At 70.5% G+C, this 18,026-nt stretch carries 17 protein-coding genes; 5 read left to right on the top strand and 12 right to left on the bottom strand.

The window, feature by feature from the left end; translation table 11 throughout:
- Positions 1-247: 247 nt before the first annotated feature.
- Positions 248-1,864, bottom strand: a complete 1,617-nt coding sequence (locus ASF49_RS17180; RefSeq protein WP_056475660.1) for an ABC transporter substrate-binding protein — start codon at positions 1,862-1,864, stop codon at positions 248-250.
- 441 nt (positions 1,865-2,305) lie between these two features.
- Between ASF49_RS17180 and ASF49_RS17175 the strand changes: the two genes are divergently transcribed.
- Complete coding sequence (locus ASF49_RS17175) at positions 2,306-2,557, top strand: hypothetical protein (RefSeq protein WP_056475657.1); 252 nt, start codon at positions 2,306-2,308, stop codon at positions 2,555-2,557.
- 91 nt (positions 2,558-2,648) lie between these two features.
- Here ASF49_RS17175 and ASF49_RS17170 read toward each other — a convergent pair whose 3' ends face one another.
- A complete protein-coding gene (locus ASF49_RS17170) occupies positions 2,649-3,293 on the bottom strand; it encodes a Crp/Fnr family transcriptional regulator (protein WP_243214654.1) in 645 nt (214 codons plus the stop codon).
- Positions 3,294-3,903: 610 nt separating this feature from the next.
- Between ASF49_RS17170 and ASF49_RS17165 the strand changes: the two genes are divergently transcribed.
- Both ASF49_RS17165 and ASF49_RS17160 read left to right on the top strand, forming a co-directional pair.
- A complete protein-coding gene (locus tag ASF49_RS17165; protein WP_243214651.1) occupies positions 3,904-4,659 on the top strand; it encodes a Crp/Fnr family transcriptional regulator in 756 nt (251 codons plus the stop codon).
- Positions 4,656-4,910, top strand: coding sequence for a hypothetical protein (locus tag ASF49_RS17160; RefSeq protein ID WP_056475649.1), 255 nt, complete (start codon positions 4,656-4,658; stop codon positions 4,908-4,910). The genes ASF49_RS17165 and ASF49_RS17160 overlap by 4 nt, the downstream gene beginning before the upstream one ends.
- Before the next feature lie 273 nt (positions 4,911-5,183).
- Here the strand turns inward: ASF49_RS17160 and ASF49_RS17155 are convergent, their stop codons facing one another.
- The 3 genes from ASF49_RS17155 to ASF49_RS17150 all read right to left on the bottom strand — a co-directional run bounded on the left by ASF49_RS17155 (position 5,184) and on the right by ASF49_RS17150 (position 6,477).
- The gene (locus tag ASF49_RS17155) at positions 5,184-5,753 is read right to left on the bottom strand and encodes a hypothetical protein (protein WP_056475646.1); all 570 of its coding nucleotides are present in this window, start codon (positions 5,751-5,753) and stop codon (positions 5,184-5,186) included.
- Between the two features lie 296 nt (positions 5,754-6,049).
- A complete protein-coding gene (locus ASF49_RS23845) occupies positions 6,050-6,190 on the bottom strand; it encodes a hypothetical protein (RefSeq protein ID WP_156653068.1) in 141 nt (46 codons plus the stop codon).
- Positions 6,187-6,477, bottom strand: coding sequence for a hypothetical protein (locus ASF49_RS17150; RefSeq protein ID WP_056475641.1), 291 nt, complete (start codon positions 6,475-6,477; stop codon positions 6,187-6,189). Before ASF49_RS17150 ends, ASF49_RS23845 begins: the two co-directional genes overlap by 4 nt.
- 138 nt (positions 6,478-6,615) lie before the next feature.
- Between ASF49_RS17150 and ASF49_RS17145 the strand changes: the two genes are divergently transcribed.
- Complete coding sequence (locus ASF49_RS17145; protein WP_056475638.1) at positions 6,616-7,449, top strand: DUF6502 family protein; 834 nt, start codon at positions 6,616-6,618, stop codon at positions 7,447-7,449.
- 11 nt (positions 7,450-7,460) lie between these two features.
- Entirely contained in the window at positions 7,461-8,717 is a 1,257-nt protein-coding gene (locus ASF49_RS17140; protein WP_056475636.1) for a DUF5666 domain-containing protein, read from the top strand.
- A 34-nt stretch (positions 8,718-8,751) separates the two neighbouring features.
- On the opposite strand, the gene ASF49_RS17135 is transcribed toward ASF49_RS17140, so the two are convergent.
- The 7 genes from ASF49_RS17135 to dxs all read right to left on the bottom strand — a co-directional run.
- A complete protein-coding gene (locus ASF49_RS17135) occupies positions 8,752-9,456 on the bottom strand; it encodes a phosphorylase (RefSeq protein ID WP_056475633.1) in 705 nt (234 codons plus the stop codon).
- 37 nt (positions 9,457-9,493) lie between these two features.
- Positions 9,494-11,491: a squalene--hopene cyclase gene (shc, locus tag ASF49_RS17130; RefSeq protein ID WP_056476365.1), complete on the bottom strand. Its 1,998-nt coding sequence runs from the start codon at positions 11,489-11,491 to the stop codon at positions 9,494-9,496.
- Positions 11,492-11,530: 39 nt separating this feature from the next.
- Entirely contained in the window at positions 11,531-12,835 is a 1,305-nt protein-coding gene (gene hpnE / locus ASF49_RS17125; protein ID WP_056475630.1) for a hydroxysqualene dehydroxylase HpnE, read from the bottom strand.
- On the bottom strand, positions 12,835-13,689 hold the full coding sequence (gene hpnD / locus ASF49_RS17120; RefSeq protein WP_056475627.1) for a presqualene diphosphate synthase HpnD: 855 nt from the start codon (positions 13,687-13,689) through the stop codon (positions 12,835-12,837). The genes hpnE and hpnD overlap by 1 nt, the downstream gene beginning before the upstream one ends.
- Entirely contained in the window at positions 13,686-14,609 is a 924-nt protein-coding gene (gene hpnC, locus ASF49_RS17115; RefSeq protein WP_056475622.1) for a squalene synthase HpnC, read from the bottom strand. The genes hpnD and hpnC overlap by 4 nt, the downstream gene beginning before the upstream one ends.
- Positions 14,606-15,631: a hopanoid-associated sugar epimerase gene (gene hpnA / locus ASF49_RS17110; protein WP_056475620.1), complete on the bottom strand. Its 1,026-nt coding sequence runs from the start codon at positions 15,629-15,631 to the stop codon at positions 14,606-14,608. The genes hpnC and hpnA overlap by 4 nt, the downstream gene beginning before the upstream one ends.
- A gap of 292 nt (positions 15,632-15,923) precedes the next feature.
- Positions 15,924-17,839: 1-deoxy-D-xylulose-5-phosphate synthase (gene dxs / locus ASF49_RS17105; protein ID WP_243214925.1), on the bottom strand; the 1,916-nt coding region annotated here is incomplete at its 3' end.
- Positions 17,840-18,026 lie beyond the last annotated feature (187 nt).

Below are 18,026 nucleotides of genomic sequence, written 5' to 3'. Positions count from 1 at the left end.
TTCCGGAGCGCCGCAGGCGAGCCCGGACCCGCAGAGGCGCGCCAGCGGCGTGCCATCCAGATCCGCGGACGGTGTAGAGTCCTGCACCACCTTCGTTTCCGGAGCCCGGGCTCCGCGACGCGGTCCCGGGACGACGGGGTGCTCCAGGAGCCCTCTCGGCGGACAGACCAGCGGCTGTGATCGCCCTTTCCCCGCCCTGCGGGGGCAGGGGTCGGTGCTTCGTCCTGAAACCGACAGGCCATGGGTGTCACGGCTGCTTCGAGACCCAGTACAGCATCAGCATGTTGTCCGGCCGCTGGACCAGGGTGACCTTCTTCGACACGCCCCAGGCCAGGGCCTGCTGGTGGAGCGGGATGAAGCCCCAATCGGCCTGGATGGTGTCGAAGCCCTCCTTGATCTCGGCGTTGCGCTTGGTCTGGTCGCTCTCGGCCTCGACGGAATCGGCCAGCGCGTCGACCTTCGGGTTGCAGTAATTGCCGAGGTTCCAGTTGCCGCGGCCGGGCTTGGACCCGTTCCGGCAGCCGGCGATCTCGAACAGGATGTTGTGCGAATCCTGGGAGGAGGGGGTCCAGCCGACGAGGTAGAAGGAGGTGTCGTAGGACGGCGCCAGCACCTTGGCGAAGTACTTGGCCTTGGGCTGGGCGTTGAGGTTCACCTTCACGCCGACCCGGGCCAGCATCGAGACCACCGCCTGGCAGATCGCCTCGTCGTTGACGTAGCGGTCGTTCGGGCAGTCCATGCCCAGCGAGAAGCCGTCCGGGTAGCCGGCCTCGGTGAGGAGCGCCTTGGCGCGCTTCGGATCGTATTCGGGGCGCTTGAACTCGGAGGCGCGGGGGAACAGCACCGGCGCGATCAGCAGGGCGGAGGGCACGGCCTGCCCGCGCATGACGCGCTTGGCGATCGTCTCCTCGTCGATGGCCCGGTAGAAGGCCTCGCGCACGCGGACGTCCTTGAACGGGTTCTTGCCCTTGACGTTCGAGTCCTTCAGCTCGTCGCGGGACTGGTCCATGCCGAGGAAGATGGTGCGCAGCTCCGGGCCGGCCATCACCGTGGCGGTGCCGCTCCCGTTGACGCGCTGGGCGTCCTGCAGGGGCACGGGGTCGATCCAGTCGACCTCGCCGGAGATCAGGGCGGCGACGCGGGTGGCGTCGTTCTGGATCGTGGTGAAGACCGCCTCGTCGAGGTTGGATTCGACCTTTCCCCAGTAATTGGGGTTCTTCTTGAACACCGTGCGCACGCCGGGTTGGTGCTCGGTGACGACGAACGGCCCGGTGCCGTTCTCGTGCAGGGCGGCGTAGCTGGTGGAGGTCGCGCTCGGCAGGGTCGGGGCGACGGCGCCGTTCTTCTCGGCCCAGGACTTCGACATGATGTACCAGGTCGAGAACTGGTACAGGGCGATGGGATTGGGGCTCTTGAGCTTCATGTCGACGGTGTGGTCGTCAACCTTCACCCATTCGGCATCCGACGGGACGTTGGTGGTGAAGTTCGAGCCCGGCGCGCGCACGCGGTTGGCCGAGAAGATCACGTCGTCGGCGGTGAAGTCCGAGCCGTCGTGGAACTTCACGCCCTTGCGGAGATGGAAGCGCCAGCGCGTCGGCTCCGGATTCTCCCAGGATTCCGCCAGCATCGGCGCGAGCTTCAGGTTCTTGTCGCGGGTGATGAGCGAGTCGAACACCGCGCCGTGCATGCCGATTGTGAAGCTCTCCTTTAAAGAGTAGGGATCGAGGGACTTGATGTCGCCCTGGAAGGCAAACCGGAAGACGTTCGCCGCGTCGGCCGCCACCGTGCCGGAGAGGCCGATCAGCCCGGCGAGGGCCGTGGCCGAGACGAACGCTTTGACCGTGGACTTCAACAAGGCACCCATCCTCTTCGCGTCCGTTTCCCGTGCGGCTCGCCCCACCTTGGCACGGATCGGGCCAAGCCCGAACGCCGTTCTCGCCGCCGTCCACCTCGATGCCGCGGACCCGAGTCCACCGATCGAACGGACGGCCCGATGCTCAAAAATCGATCAAGAGCCACGAACCGGTCAAGCCTCGCCCGGACGGCGCCCCGGTTTTCCGGCTGAACAGGGAGGCGCCCGGACCGGTTGACCCGGCATCCTCGATCCCACAGCCGCTTCCCCGGTCGGGCCAGGAGACCGGCACGGCCACGAGGGTGGCCGGATCCGGTCCCGCGGCGGCAAGGCCACTCGGCGGTGGGGCGCGCCGCCGATGCAACGAGGACCGGCGCGGGACCAGCGGCCCGCACGCGATCGGCCGTGTCCGTCGTCGCCGTTCGCCAACAGGACAGATCCGGAGCAGTCGTCATGGCCGATCTCGAGCACACCCTCCGGCGCTTCCAGGGTCTCCTGGTGGCCGAACAGCCGGTCGACATCGGCGAAGCGGAGGACGCCATCTGGGCCTATCTGTCCCAGGCGCCGGGGCTGTCCGCCCAGGTCGAGGCCCTCGACCGCCTCCAGGACGCGGTCGACCGCTGGGACAGCCAATCCCCGTTTCTGCCGAGCCTGCGCGCCGCCCTCGACCGGCACCGGACCCGCCTCGCCGAGCCCTCGGCCTGACGTCCGCCGCTCCGCCGCCGCGGGCCGGTTCCGTTCAGCGATGCGCGCCGATCGGGCTTCGTTCCGGATCGCGGGGTCGCAGGCGGCTCGCTCAATCGTCCTCGACCAGGTGCCGGTAGGCCGCCTCCGCGACCCCGTAGCTTCCGCCGGCCGCCGCCTGCAGCCGAGTGCGATCCGTGATCGTGATCCGGCCGCGGCGGGCGCGGATGTAGCCGGCCCCTTCGAGGTTCTGGACCGCGAGGGTCACGCCCGAGCGCTGCACGCCCAGCATCACCGCCAGCACCTCGTGGGTGAGCAGGAGATCGTCGCCCTCGACCCGGTCGTGGCACATCAGCAGCCAGCGCGCGAGGCGCGTCTCGATGCCGAAGTTGGCATTCACGAAGGCGGTTTGCCGGGCCTGGAACAGTTCGGATTGAATGAAGCGCAGCATCTGCCTCCGCAGGGACGCACTGTGCTCCATCGCCTCCTGAAGATCCGGAAGCTCGATGGCGAGGGCCGAGCCGCCGATCTGGACAACGTGCTCGTAGGGTGAGCTCCGCGATCCGAGAATGACCGTCGAGCCTCCGACGAAACCTTCCGGGCCGATCATCCCGACTTCGAGCCGGGTGACGCCGATCTGCATGATGAGGGAGACCAGGCCGGACTCGACGAAGTAGGCCCGCTCCAACGGCGCACCGGAATGGATGAGGACCTGCCGGGCCGGAAGGTCCACGCGTCGAAGGTGTGGCTGAAGCAACGTCAGATCGTCGGACGACAGCGTTCGCAACAATCGGTTACGCGGCGAGATCTGCATTCGCGGTGGTCGAGCCTCGTTCTCTCGGGTCAGAGAACCAAGACTCTCCCGCCCGAGCGAGGCCATAACGAAGGTCGAGCACTCGATCAATCGAAGATGGTAATGCGCCCACCGACCATCTAGACGCAGCAGTAGCCGCAGATAAACATAGGTTAACTGTTTGAAATCATACAAAATTGGTTGCGGTGATTACAACTGCTGAAGCGTCGGGATAAACGAACGCAGTTTGCCGTTGGCAGTCCCGTGCAGGTATCGTGAGCAGAACGACATGATCTCGTCGGATCGACGAACCGACGTATCTTGCTGGACAGGCGGGGCTCCCGCCGCCCGTCCGCGGTCTCCATCCCGGGCGACGCCGGGAAGTCGCCTCCATCCGGGCCACCGGCATCGGCTCACGGGCACCTTCGATGGCCTGCCCGCCGGCCGCGTGCGCTTCCGCTCGCCGTCGCCCGACGACAGGCGGCGCCCCCACGCCGCCTGACCGCAGATCGCTGCACCTCGACGCGAGGGCGAGCGCGATCCGATGACCGTTGCCAGCATCACGGACACCGTCTTGTCGTCTCATTCCCCGACTCCGCTCTTCGACCCGTCCAATGCGCTGATCCGCAAGCTCGAAGGGTTCAATCCCTTGTCGGATGCCGATCGGGCGGTGCTGCAACGGATCAGCGCCAACGCTCACCTCATCGGGCCGCGCGTCGACCTGGTCCGTGAAGGAGATCCGCCGGACGGCGTGATCCTGATCATGGAGGGCCTGGCCTGTCGGCAGAAGCACCGCGCCAACGGGGCGCGGCAGATCACGGCCTACCTCGTCCCCGGCGACGCCTGCGATCTCGACGTGGCGCTGCTCGCCCGGATGGACCACACCATCACCACCCTGTCGGCCTGCCGGGTGGTGCGCATCCCCTTCGACGTCGTCAGGCGGCTCATGGACGAGCACCCGGCCATCGCCAGGTCCCTGCGCCTCGGCACGCTCGTGGACGAGGCGACCCTACGCGAGTGGCTCGTCAACGTCGGCTGCCGATCGGCGATCGAGCGCATCGCCCATCTGTTCTGCGAGCTCCTGGTGCGGCTTCAGGTGGTCGGATGCGCCAGCGAGAATTCCTACGAATTTCCGGTGACGCAGCTCGATCTCGCCGACACGGTCGGCCTCTCGAACGTGCACGTCAATCGGTCGCTTCAGGAACTCAGGCGCCAAGGCGTGATTGAACTCAAGGGCAGGACCCTGACGATCCTCGACCGTCAGCGTTTGAAATCGATAGCGGAATTCGACTCGAAATACCTGCACCTGGGATCGCGGGCCGCAGCATGATCATGAAACTACAGCCCGTTCAGGTCGCGACGGGCAGCAGCGACCGCGAGAGCCGGCTGGTGTTCGAGGATGGTCTGCTCGTCGCCGTGCTCGTCCAACTCTCCAGCGAGCATGATTCCGAGGCTGGGCATTGGTTCCTGGAGGCGGGATTCGGACGTGTCGACGATCCGCATGCGCCGATCTTCGCGGATCTCGACGAGGCGCAGGCCTGGATCGCCCGGCAACTCTCCGAAACCCGTCCTGTCGGCTGAGACCGTGCCGGAGGATGGACGGCATCGTCGCCGACTGTCTCGAGACTTGATGTGTGTGAATGCGCGGCAGGCGAGACTGCTTCACGGCTCTGCGGGGTCGGATCGCCAGCGGTGCGACCGGGTCTCGCCGGTGCCTTGCCCCCCGATAGCATCGGCGAGACCTTTTCGACGGCTCCCAGCGTTCAGCCTGATCCCCGTCGGCCGTGGCCTCCTATGTCCCGGGCGTCGAAATTCGACTTCCCGGACCGGCGCACGGCGCCTCCGGGCTCCGGTTCAGACCTTGAAGTTCATCAGCAATGCGCTGGCGGAGGCCGTGTTCGTGCGGGCGCCGCCGGAGCCGTAGGGGCTCGTCTGGTCCTGGCGCGACTGGAGCTGCTTCACGAAGGTCGTGAGAAGATCGTTGGTGCTCTGGGCGGAGGCGTCGGTGGCGTCGGTCTGGGCACCGGCCGAGGCTTGATCGTCGTCGACCGGCGGCGGACCACCGTGATGGTGGCCGCCGCTTCGGCCCCCGACGCCCGCGACGGACGATCCACCGGACTCGCCGCCGAGGACCGACTTCAGGGTCCTGGCCTGCTCGCTCGTCAGGCTCCCGCTCTGGACCTGCTGGCCGATGAGGTCGTCGATCCGCGTCTTCATGTCCTCCGGAGCGAGGCGCGCCTGTCCCGCCGCACCGGCCCCGTCCGAGCTTTTCAGAGCGGCGTCGATCGTATCGACCGCCGTGTCCAACGCGGTCTGATCGGTGCTGCTGATCGAACCGGAGGCGGTCTGCGCCGCGATGCGGTCATGCGCCCGCATTTGGGGGGACGGAAAGACCGGGGCCTGCGAGGCTGAGATCGACGACATCGCCACTATCCTGAGTGTGGGTAATTGTCCCACGCACAGGATGGGCCGCGTCGGTTAACGCTTCATGAGCGTGGCACCGCTTTCCGCACCGCACCGATCAACCAGGCGACGAGCATCTTCCCGAGTCCGTCGATCGCATGGCGGAGCGTGCGGCGGCGACGGGGCAGACAGGCTTTCAGGGATGGGCTCAGGCGCGGATCGGCTCTGTACATCGGGTGCGGCTTCAAGGAGGGGCGAGGACGTTCGGGGCGCGACCGTCCGAGACGTCGCACACCGGCCGGGCGGGCCGATCGTCCTCAGAGGGCGAGGATCAGGAGGACGACCGTGGCGACCGCCGGGACGGCACAGAGGAGCAGGTCGATGAGCAGACCCGGCCGGTCCTCGGCCTGAAAGAGCACGCGGCGGTTCGCCGGCCGCGTCGCGCTGCCGGCTTTCATCGGGTGCTCGACGCGTCGGAAATCGAAGCCATCCGGTCGGCGGTGCGGAGGCGCGGCGCGGAGATCCCGACGACTTTCGTGGCATCCGCAACGATCGTCCCGTCGATGGGCGCTTCGCGGCCGGCATAGCGCAGCCCGATCGCGGGCAGGCTCAGACCCGCGACCACTACGAGCCCGCGCGCGATCATCGCAACGGTCCGTCTCGGCGGCACGGGCTGTCGAGCCAGGGCGGCCGTGTTCAGGGGCGGCAGAGGCTCGGCGGGATGAAAGGGCCTCAGCTTGGCCATGGCAGTGCTCCGGGGGGGAAACAGGCCTGGATCTCGTACGTGGGCAATTTTCCCACGTCAATCCGAGGTCTTCGAGATCGGGTGTCGGACCGCACCGCGTGGGATTGTCTCCCACGGGGCGATGGCTATGCTCCCGGGATGGCCGATTCTTTCGAGACTCCCTCCGAGGGTGCGAACCTGCATGCCCCCGTCGCGCGTCTCCTGCGGCCGCTCGTCCGCCTGTTCGTGGCGCGTGGCATCACGTTTCCGGCCCTCACGACCCTCCTGCGCGAACTCTACGTCAACGTCGCCGAGTACGATTTCGCGCTGCCGGGAAAGGAGCAGACCGACAGCCGCGTCAGTCTCCTGACGGGCATCCACCGCAAGGAGGTCAGCCGCCTTCGCGGGGCCGGAGCGCCGGTCAGCGCCGTCCCGTCCTCGGTGTCACGGACCAGCCGGATCATCGCGCGCTGGCTGGCCGACCCGGCCTTCACGGATGCGCAGGGCCAGCCCCGGCCGCTGGCGCGGGCGGGCGAGGGGAAAGGGCCGTCCTTCGAGGAGCTCGTCACCGCGGTCACCCGCGACCTGCGCCCGCGCGCCGTCCTCGACGAGTGGCTCGACCGCGGGCTCGTCGTCGCCGATGCCGACGGCCACATCGTGCTCGCCGAGGCGGCCTACGTGCCGAAGGGCGGCGGGGAATCGCAGCTCTATTACTTCGGGCGCAACCTGCACGACCACATCGCCGCCAGCGTCGCCAACATCACCGAACCGAGCCCGCGCTTCCTCGAGCGGGCCGTCCATTACGACGGTCTCTCGAAGGATCTGGCCGAGCGCTTGGAGGCCCGCGCCCGCGAGATCGCCATGGAGGCGCTGCAGCAGGTCAACCGCGAGGCCCATGCGGCCTGCGAGACCGATTCCGGCGGGACCCATCGCTGGAATTTCGGCGTCTACATCTATGCCGAGGATGCGCCGCCCGCAGCGGCGAAGGCGTGAGGGCCGCCTCCATGCGCGCACCCAACCGCCGCGACGCCCTGCGCCTGCTCGCCTCGGCACCCTTCGCCCTGGCCGCGCGCGCCGACCCGCTCCCGCCGATCCGCGACCAGGGCATCGGCGGCACCGGCGCGCGCCCGAGCCAGCCGCCCGGCGACGGACAGGACGGGGAGGGCGACCGCGGCCTCGGCGGTACCGGCGTGATCGGGACGATCCGCAAGTTCGGATCGATCATCGTCAACGACCTGCGCATCGCCTACCCGAAGGACGTCCTCGTCCGGATCGACGGGCGACCGGCATCGGCCGGTGACCTGCGGATCGGGCACGTGGTCCGCGTCGTCGCCCTGGAGGCCGGCAGTGCGCTCTCCACCCGCCGCATCGATGTCACCAGCGAGGTCGTCGGACCCGTCGAGGCCGTGAGGCCGGGCGGCCTGACGGTGCTCGGCCAGCGCGTCGCCCTGCCGACGGCGCAGCGCGACGGCTGGACCCTGGGCGAGCGGGTCGCGGTGAGCGGCTTGCGCCGCCCCGACGGCGTCGTCGTCGCGAGCCTCGTCGAGCGCCGGCCGGAGGGACCCGCGCGGGTCGCCGGCCTCGTCCGGCGCGGCCCGGACGGCACGCCGATGATCGGCGCTCTCCGCCTCCTCGGCGCCGATGCCGGTCCGGCCGGACGGCGCGTCATCGTCTCGGGCGACCCGACCGGGACCGGCCTGACCGTGACCGGACAGGAGGAGGCACATGCCCTCTTCGCCCCGGGCCTGCGCCGGGTCTCGATCGAGGCCTATGTCGGGCGCAATGCGCGGGGCCTCCAGCTCGGTTCGGGCCTCGACGTCGCCGGCCGGCCCGATCCCGGATTGCCGCGCCGCGGCAGCGTGCGCGCCGTCGTCACCGCCGAGCCGTCGCGCGACGGCCGCCTCAACGTCGAGAGCCTTCGGATCGACGGGCGCGGCAGCGAGCGCCCGGGCCTTCGGAACGGGACCGATCGCGGATCGCTGCCGCGGCTCGACGGCCGTGGCTTCGAAGGACGGGGTTCGGAGAGCCGTGGCTTGGACGGCCGCGTGCCCGGAGGGCAGCCCGGCGGTGCCCCGCGCTTCGACATCGACACGCGCGCGCCGGCGGGTGCCGAGCGCGGCCGGCCGGGCGGCGGGTTCGGCGGCGGACCCGGCGGTTTCGAGCGCCCCGGCGGGTTCGGACGCGGTCCGGACGGACCCGGCGGGTTCGGCGGCGGCCCCGGGCGTGGACCGGGAGGTGGTGGAGGACCGGGCGGACGCTGAGGCGCCGCTCCGGCTCGGTCCGCCGCGGCGAGGGTTACGGGGCCGGAACGCCGAGGGCGGTTCCGAGCCGAGCCCGGCATCGGGTCAGGCTCCGGAAGGCGCGCCCCGAATCCCGCGCCAAGCGGATCAGGGCCGGGATCTGGCTCGGCTGGCGCGCGATCGCGACGAGCACCGCCCGGATGTCGGGCTCGCCATCGGGCTTCAGCGCCTGTGCGGCGAAGGCCGGAATCGCGCGGTCGGCCGGATCGCAGACGATGCGCAGGGCGGCGAAGGGCAGGCCGTGCCGTTCGGCATAGGCGGCCGCGACGTGCGATTCCATGTCGACCCCGGCGCTGCCGGTGGCGTCGCGAAGGGCCGCCTTGGCCGCCACGTCGAGGACGGCCGCATCGACACCGGCGAGCGCGCCTTCGCGGATCGTCGGCCCCGAACCGGCGAGGGCGCGCATCCAGGCGGCGGCGATGGACGGATCCGCCCCGTAGCGACGGGCCGGCGTGACGATGGCCGTGGCGACCAGCACGTCCCCTGGGACCAGCGCCGGATCGAGCCCGCCGGCGATGCCGATGCTGACGACGGCCCGGCAGCCGGGCGTGGGCCGCGCCGCCAGCCGGGCGCGCAGGCGTTCGGGATCGCCCCCCGCCCCGACCGCGAGGACCCCGGGACCCGAGGCGAGGCGCGCCTCCTTGGCGAGGCCGGTGACGGCCAGGACGGGGAGGGCGCCGGACGCGGTGACCGTGCTCATGTCGTCGCTCGATCGACCGAGACCCGACGCCTTCGCATCACATGCCGAAGGCGACCTTCCGGGTGTTGCTGCGCTTGAGGTTGCGGTAGCGCGCCATCGCCCAGAGCGGGAAGAACTTCGGGTAGCCGTGATACCGGAGGTAGAACACCCGCGGGAAGCCCGTCGCGGTGTAGCGCTCCTCGGCCCAGAAGCCGTCGGCGCCCTGGGTGCGGGTCAGGTAGTTGATGCCCCGCGTCACCGCCGGATCGTCGGCCTCGCCCGCCGCCATCAGGGCGAGCAGGGACCAGGCCGTCTGCGAGGCAGTCGAGTAGCCCGGCTCGAAGGCCGGGTCGATCTTGTAGGACGAGGCATCCTCGCCCCAGCCGCCATCCGGATTCTGGATGCGGATCAGCCAGGCGACGGCCTTGCGGATCTCCGGCGAGGCCGGATCGACGCCGGCCGCGTTCAGGGCACAGAGCACCGACCAGGTGCCGTAGATGAAGTTCATGCCCCAGCGGCCGTACCACGAGCCGTCCTCCTCCTGGTCGTTCAGGAGGTAGGTGACGCCGCGGTCGAGGGCCTTGGAGCTCTCGCGGGTCTCGCCGAGCTGCGCCAGCATCGAGACGACGCGGGCGGTGACGTCGGCCGTCGGCGGATCGAGCAGGGCGCCGTGGTCCGAGAACGGGATGTGGTTCAGGTAATGGTGGTTGTTGTCGGCATCGAAGGCCGCCCAGCCGCCGTCGCTCGACTGCAGCCCCTCGACCCATTCGCGGGCCCGGGCGATGGAGGCGCCGTAATCCGGCACGTCGGCCACGAGGCCGTGCTGGTGCGAGGCCCGGTCCATCGCCATCACCACCACGGCGGTGTCGTCGAGGTCGGGGAAGTGCGGGTTGGCGTACTGGAAGGCCCAGCCGCCGGGCCGCACGTTCGGCCGGCCCGCGGCCCAGTCGCCCTTGATGTCGAGGACCTGGAGCGGCTTCAGCCAGTCGAGACCGCGCCGGGCCTGATGCTCGGCCTCCGGGCCGCCGGCCTCGAGGAGGGCATGGCCGGCCAGCGCCGTGTCCCAGACCGGGGACAGGCAGGGCTGCACGTAGGCCTCGTGCTCCTTGACCACCACGAGCTTCTCGATCGCCTCGCAGGCGATCCGTACCTGGGGATGGTCGGGCGGATAGCCGAGCACGTCGTACATCAGCACGGTGTTGACCATGGCGGGGAAGATCGCGCCGAGGCCGTCATCGCCGTTCAGGCGCTCGCTGACCCAGGCCACGGCCTTGTCCATCGCCCGCGCGCGGCGCTTCTTCGGGAAATAGTCCTGCGTGACCTGCAGCATCCGGTCGATGGCGCCGAAGATCGGCGTCCAGGGCCAGGTCGCGTGGGGGCTGCCGGGCCAGGTGCGCACGGTCTGGGGCGGCGCCACGAACAGCTCCGGGATGCCGATGCCGCGCGGATTGCGGGCGAGCGGCTTCCGCGCCTGGATCACCAGCATCGGCACGATCACGCAGCGCGCCCAGTAGGAGACCTTGTCGAGGTGGAAGGGGAACCACTTCGGCAGGTGCATGATCTCGACCGGCATCACCGGCACCGCACGCCACGGCACCTCGCCGAAGAGGGCGAGCAGGAAGCGGGTGAACACGTTCGAGTTGGCCGCACCGCCGCGGGACAGGATCGCCTCGCGCGCCCGGCGCATGTGCGGGGCCTCGATCGAATCGCCGCTCATCTTGAGGGCGAAGTAGGCCTTGACGCTGGCGCTCATGTCGAACGGACCGTCATGGACGAGCGCCCAGCCGCCGTGCTTGCCCTGCGTCCGGCGCAGGTAGTTGCCGATCTTGGTCTCCAGCTCCGGCGCGATCTCGGTGGCGCGGAACTGGTGGAACATGATGTATTCGGACGGGATCGTCGCGTCGGCCTCGAGCTCGAAGCAGAGGTGGCCGTCGGCATGCGACAGCGCCGTCAGCGCCTGGGTCGCGCGCACGACGCCACGCTCGACGTCCTCGAGCGAGATCTCCTGAGTCTTGGGGCGCTGCAGCGCCTCGACCTTCCTGAATGCTTCCCGCATCGTCCTCGCCTCACCGGCCGCGCAGGCGGCCGCCATACCTCACGCCGCGCCGCGCGCTCGTGCCTGTCCGCACGTTCCGGTCCTCTTGGCGAGGGCCTGGACGGCGGTCGTTCCGGAACGGATCGCTCCCTCGATCGTCGAAGGCAGGCCGGTCGCGGTCCAGTCGCCTGCCAGGACGAGATTCTCATGGGCCGTCACGGCGCCGGAGCGCCGCGCGGCCTCGGCGGGCGTTGCCGCGAAGGTCGCCCGCTTCTCCTTGACGATCTGCCAGCTTGGCAGTTCCGGCGCAAGTCCGGTCAAAGTCACGATCTCGGACCAGATCTGACGTCCCAAATCTTCACGCGGCACATCCAAGAGCCGATCGGCGCCGCTGATGGTCACGGACAGACGATCCGGATAGGCAAATAGCCATTCCGTCATTCCGTTCACCACGCCGAGAAGTAACGGCGATCCCGGCGGGGGGATCACGGCGAAATGTGCGTTGACGATGGAGCGATGGCTCTGCGGCGCCGGCAGACCCGGCAGCAGGTCGCAGGCGACCCAGGGCGGCAGGGCGAGGACCACCGCGTCCGCCGGTGCGAGGTCGATCGATTCGTCGCCGAAGACCAGGCCCGCGATGCGGCCGTCGCCGAAGGTGAGGCTGCGCAGCCTATGGCCGAGGCGCAGCTCCGCGCCGCGGCGCGCGAGGAAATCCACCGCTGGATCGACGAAGGCCGCGGACAGGCCTCCGACGGCGACGAGGGGACGGCAGGCCTTGCCGCCGGCGCCCAGCGTCTCGCGCAGAATCGTGGCGGCGAGACCGTTGTCGCTTTCCCGCGGGTCCGTGTTGAGCGCGGCGAGCAGCACCGGGTGCCACAGGCGGTCGTAGAGCGTGCCCTCGCAAGCCATGCTCTCGCCGATGGTGCCGCCCTGGCCCGGCGCCTTGCCGGCAGCGGCCTTCAGGATGCCCAGGGGCGCGAGGTAGTCGCGGGCCGTGGTGCCGGGCACCCGGCGCGACGCCTGCAGGACCCACCAGGGCACGCGGCCGGCATTGGGGCGCAGGGTCCAGCGCTCGCCGGTCTTCAGGTCGGCGAAGGGGAAGGCGGCCTCGGCCGGTCCGGACAGCGCACTCTCGGGCGCACCGATCGTGCGCATGAACGCGAGTGCGGAGGTGTTCCCCGAGAGCAGCAGGTGGTTGCCGTTGTCGATGGTGAGCCCGAGGGTCGGATCGTAGTACGAACGGCAACGGCCGCCGGCCTGCTTGGCCGCCTCGTGCACGATGACGCGCGCGCCGCGCTCCACCAGCGCGACGGCGGCGGACAGCCCGGCGAGGCCGGCGCCGATGACGTGAACCGTTCCGGCCATCACACGATCCCGTGCCGCAGGACGACGCCCAGCAGGGCGAGCTTGCCCGGCTTGACCCGGACGCGGGGCTTCTCCCAGCCACGGGCCAGAACGGCGTCGAGGTAGAGCCGGTAGGCCGCCGCCATGAGGCGCGGCGCCTTCGTCACCCTGCGCGGGCACTTGGCGATGATGTCCCAGGTGGCGCGGTAATGGGCCTCGGCCTCGCGGGCCACGGCGACGCAGACCTCGCCGATCCGCGGATGGTCGATGGCGGCCTGCGGCGTCGGCGCGGTCAGCCCGATGGCGGCCAGCTTCTCGCGGGGCAGGTAGAGGCGGTTGCGCTCGGCATCCTCGTCGATGTCGCGCAGGATATTGGTGAGCTGCAGCGCGCGGCCCTCGTGATAGGCGAGGGCGATGCCCTCCTGCTCCGCCACGCCGAAGATCCGCACGGACAGGCGACCGACCGCGCTGGCGACCCGGTCGCAGTAGAGGTCGAGGGTGGCCTCGTCGGGCGCGACGATGTCCTCGAAGGCATCCATCGCCATGCCGTCGATCACCGCCTGGAAGTCCTCGCGCAGGAGGCCGTAGCGGCGGATCGGCACGACGAGATCCTGCACCCGCGGCGCGGGGCGGCCGGCATAGAGCTCGTCGATGTCGGCGCGCCAGCGGTCGAGTTCGGCCGCCCGCACGGGGGCTGGGCCGCCATCGTCGGCGACGTCGTCGACCGCCCGGCAGAAGGCGTAGACCGCGTACATCGCCGCCCGGCGGTCGGGCGGCAGCAGCCGCATCGCGGTGTAGAAGGACGATGACTTGGCCGGCAGCGCATCGACTGCCGCGGCGTCGGTCTCGGTCGCCGGAGACATCGTGGCGCTCATGGACGGGCTCCCTGCGCCACCTTCGAGGCCGCCTTGGAGGCCTGGGCCCGGAGGGTCCGGGCGCGCAGGGGCCGGCGGGCCAGGGTCGCGGCGATCCCGCCGAAAGCCGTGAGGGCGAAGGCGGCCTTGCCGTGATGCACCTTCTCGCTCAAGGGATCGCGCGCCATCAGGCCCTTGCACAGCACGACGGCGAGACGGTGGATGGCGGCGATCTCCAGGCTGAGGCGCAGATCCGCGATGAGGTCGGGCAGGACCGCCCCCTCGTCGAGGAGTCCCATGGTGCGCTCGGCCAGCTCGGCGATCACGCCGCGCAGGGCCGGCGAGGCCTTGTCGGCCCCCAGTTCCGAGATTGCGGCGCCGTGCCGGTCGAGGACGTCCTGCGGGATGTAGACCCGGTCGATCGCCTTGAAGTCCTTCCCGCAATCCTGAAGGTGGTTGATGATCTGGAGGGCGGCGCAGATCGCGTCCGACGGCCCCCAGACCACAGCGCGGTCCTCGCCATGGACGTCGAGGACGTAGCGCCCGACCGGCATCGCCGAGAGGCGGCAATAGGCGATCAGCTCGTCCCAGTCGGCGTAGCGGCTCTTGCGGGCGTCGAGGCGGAAGGCGTCGAGGAGTTCGAGGGCGTGGGTCGGCGCGAGCCCGCGCGCCGCCAGCTCCCGGCGCAGGGGCTCGGCGGCCGAATCCGTCGGCCTGCTACCGGTCAGGTCGTCGGCCAGGGCGTCGAGGAGCTCGATCTTCCGTTCCGGCGCCAGGCCGGTATGGTCCGCGACGTCGTCGCCCGCGCGGACGAAGTCGTAGAACGCCAGGATCGCGCCGCGATGCTTCGGGTGGATCAGGTGCGACGCGACGGGGAAGTTCTCGTCGCGATAGCCCTTGCCGGTGCGCGCCTCGGTGGCCGTCTGAATCGTCGTGCTCATCGCAGGCGTCCTTCCTGGCGGAACCAGGCGATCGCGTCGGAGAGGCCTTGCGCGTAGGGCCGGGCGGTGTAGCCGAGTTCGGCGCGCGCCTTCGCGTCGGAGAAGAACATCCGGTAGCGGGACATGCGGATGCCGTCGATCGTGGCGAAGGGCGCCTTGCCGGTGAAGCGGGCGATCTGCTCGGAGACGAAGGCGATCGGGTAGACCACCGCCCGCGGCAGGTTCACCGTCGGGGGCTTGCAGCCGACCATGCCGGCGATGTCGGCCAGCATCTGCGAGAGCAGGACGTTCTCGCCGCCGAGGATGTAGCGCTCGCCGGTGCGGCCGTGACGCAGGGCCAGCAGGTGCCCGGCGGCGACGTCGTCCACATGGGCGAGGTTGAGGCCGGTATCGACGAAGGCCGGCATCCGGCCGAGCGCGGCCTCCAGGATGATGCGCCCGGTCGGGGTCGGCTTGACGTCGCGCGGCCCGATCGGCGTCGAGGGATTGACGATGACGACGGGCAGGCCGTTGCGGGCCGCCATCTCCTCGACCACGCGCTCGGACACGACCTTGCTGCGCTTGTAGGCGCCGATGGCCGTGGCGGGGGTGAGGGGCCGGGTCTCGTCGGCCGGCGTGCCGTCGTCGTGCGGCTTGATGGTGGCGACGCTCGACGTATAGACGACGCGCTCGATCCCGGCCCGCAGGGCCTCCTCCATCAGGATCACGGCGCCGTCGCGATTCGTGGCGACGATCTCCTCCGGGTCCGGTGCCCAGAGCCGGTAATCCGCGGCGGCATGGACGAGATAGCGCTGGCCCTGGAGCGCGCGCGCCACGGCGGCGCGGTCGCGCATGTCGCCCTCGACGATCTCGACGTCCGTCCAGGTCAGGTTGGTGCGCGGGGAGGTGGCCCGGACCATGATCCGGACCGGGAAGCCGGCCTTGCGGAAGACGTCGACCAGGGCCGCTCCCAGGAAACCGCTCGCGCCCGTGATCAGGACCGGGCCGGCATCGAACGGGCCGGAAGGGGTCGCCTGTGGCATTTCTCTCGTAAGGGTCTGAGGATCGAATGCGCGCGCGGGGCCCGAAGCGGACTTCGGACCCATGAATGGCGCGCTTTTGTCATCGAAACCGCCGCCGGACAAGCGCAGCGGAGCCACACCCGGGCTGCAAAGCCCGGATGGCTCGCGCGTCCGAACGGCGGCTCAGGCGAGGCGCAGGCGTCCCGACTGGCCGGCCTTCCGTTCGGGGAGTGCGGCCTTGACGGTCTTGAGGATGCCGGCGGCGTCGAGGCCGGCCTCGGCGTACATGGCGTCCGGGGTGTTGTGGTCCTGNGCCTTCCGTTCGGGGAGTGCGGCCTTGACGGTCTTGAGGATGCCGGCGGCGTCGAGGCCGGCCTCGGCGTACATGGCGTCCGGGGTGTTGTGGTCCTGGTAGCTGTCCGGCAGCGTCAGCGTGCGCACCCGGACCCGGCCCGCATCCAGCGCGCCCCGCTCGGCCAGCAGGTGCAGCACCATCGCCCCGAAGCCCCCCACCGAGCCCTCCTCCAGCGTCACCAGGACCTCGTGGCGGCCGGCCAGGTCCAGGATCAGCGCCTCGTCCAGCGGCTTGGCGAAGCGCGCATCCGCCACGCTCACGGCGATCCCCTCCGCCTCCAGCGCATCGGCCGCCTTCAGCGCCTCCGACAGCCGCGTGCCCAGCGCCAGCAGCGCCACCCGCGCGCCTTCCGGCGCGCGCACCATCCGGCCCCGGCCGATCGCCAGCGCGACCCCGCGCTCGGGCAGGTCCACCCCCACGCCCTCGCCGCGCGGGTAGCGCAGCGCGATCGGGCCGCTGTCGTGCGCGTGCGCGGTGGCCACCATGTGCACCAGCTCGGCCTCGTCGGACGCCGCCATCACCGTCATGTTCGGCAGGCAACACAGGTAGGCCAGGTCGAAGGCGCCCGCATGCGTCGCCCCGTCCGCCCCCACCAGCCCGGCCCGGTCCATGCAGAAGCGCACGGGCAGGTTCTGCAGCGCCACGTCGTGCACCACCTGGTCGTAGGCCCGCTGCAGGAAGGTCGAGTAGATCGCCACGAACGGCCTGTAGCCTTCCGTCGCCAGCCCGCCCGCGAAGGTCACCGCGTGCTGCTCGGCGATGCCCACGTCGAAGGTGCGCTCCGGATGCGCCTTGCCGAACAGGTCGATGCCCGTGCCCCCCGGCATCGCCGCCGTGATCGCCACCACCTTGTCGTCGGCATCCGCCGCCTTGATCAGGCTCTCGCCGAACACCCGGGTGTAGGCCGGCGCGTTCGGCTTGGCCTTGGCCTGCACGCCCGAGAGCACGTCGAACTTGACCACCCCGTGGTAGCGGTCGGCGCTCGCCTCGGCGGGGGCGTAGCCCTTGCCCTTCTGGGTCACGACGTGCAGCAGGATCGGACCCTGCTCGGAGTCGCGCACGTTCTTGAGCACCGGCAGCAGGTGGTCGAGGTTGTGCCCGTCGACGGGCCCGACATAGTGGAAGCCCATCTCCTCGAACATCGTGCCCGAGCCCACCACCAGGGAGCGGGCGTATTCCTCGGCCGCGGCCGCGCGCTGGTAGAGGCCCTTGGGCAGGAGCTTGCCCAGCTGCTTGGCGGTCTCGCGCAGGGACTGGTAGGTGCCCCCCGAGGCCAGCCGCGCGAAGTAGGCCGACATGGCGCCCACGGGCGGCGCGATCGACATGTCGTTGTCGTTGAGGATGACGATCAGGCGCGAGTGCAGGGCGCCGGCATTGTTCATGGCCTCGTAGGCCATGCCCGCCGACATCGAGCCGTCGCCGATCACCGCCACCATGTTGCGCCGCTTGGGCGCCGGCGCGCCCTGCGCCTTGGCCGCCGCCTCGTCGAGGTCGCGCGCCACCGCCATGCCCAGCGCCGCCGAGATCGAGGTGGAGGAATGGGCCGCCCCGAAGGGGTCGTAGACGCTCTCCGAGCGCTTGGTGAAGCCCGACAGCCCGCCGGGCTGGCGCAGGGTCCGGATGCGGTCGCGCCGGCCGGTGAGGATCTTGTGCGGGTAGGCCTGGTGGCCGACGTCCCAGACGATGCGGTCGTCGGGGGTGTCGAACACGTGGTGGAGCGCCACGGTCAGCTCGACCACGCCCAGGCCCGAGCCCAGATGCCCGCCCGTGACCGAGACCGCGTCGATCATCTCGGTGCGCACCGCGTCCGCCACCGCCTGCAGCGCGCTCTCGGGCAGCCGCCGCAGCGCCGCAGGCTCCGCCAGACCGTCCAGGATCGCCGTCGCCTCCGAGGACGACACCGACGCCGCCGGCCCCAGGCCCGGCGAGGCCTTGTCCTGCACGCTCTTGTCTTGCGAGCCCTTGTCTCGCGAGGTTTCTTGCCGTGACACCGAACCAACCTCACGCCCGGAGGGAAACGCGTTCTCGGAGGCCCGGACGACCATCCAATCCGGCGAGACG

This window comes from Methylobacterium sp. Leaf104 (assembly GCF_001422885.1).
Taxonomy (GTDB): Bacteria; Pseudomonadota; Alphaproteobacteria; order Rhizobiales; family Beijerinckiaceae; genus Methylobacterium.
This window is presented reverse-complemented; position numbering and strand designations above follow the sequence as displayed.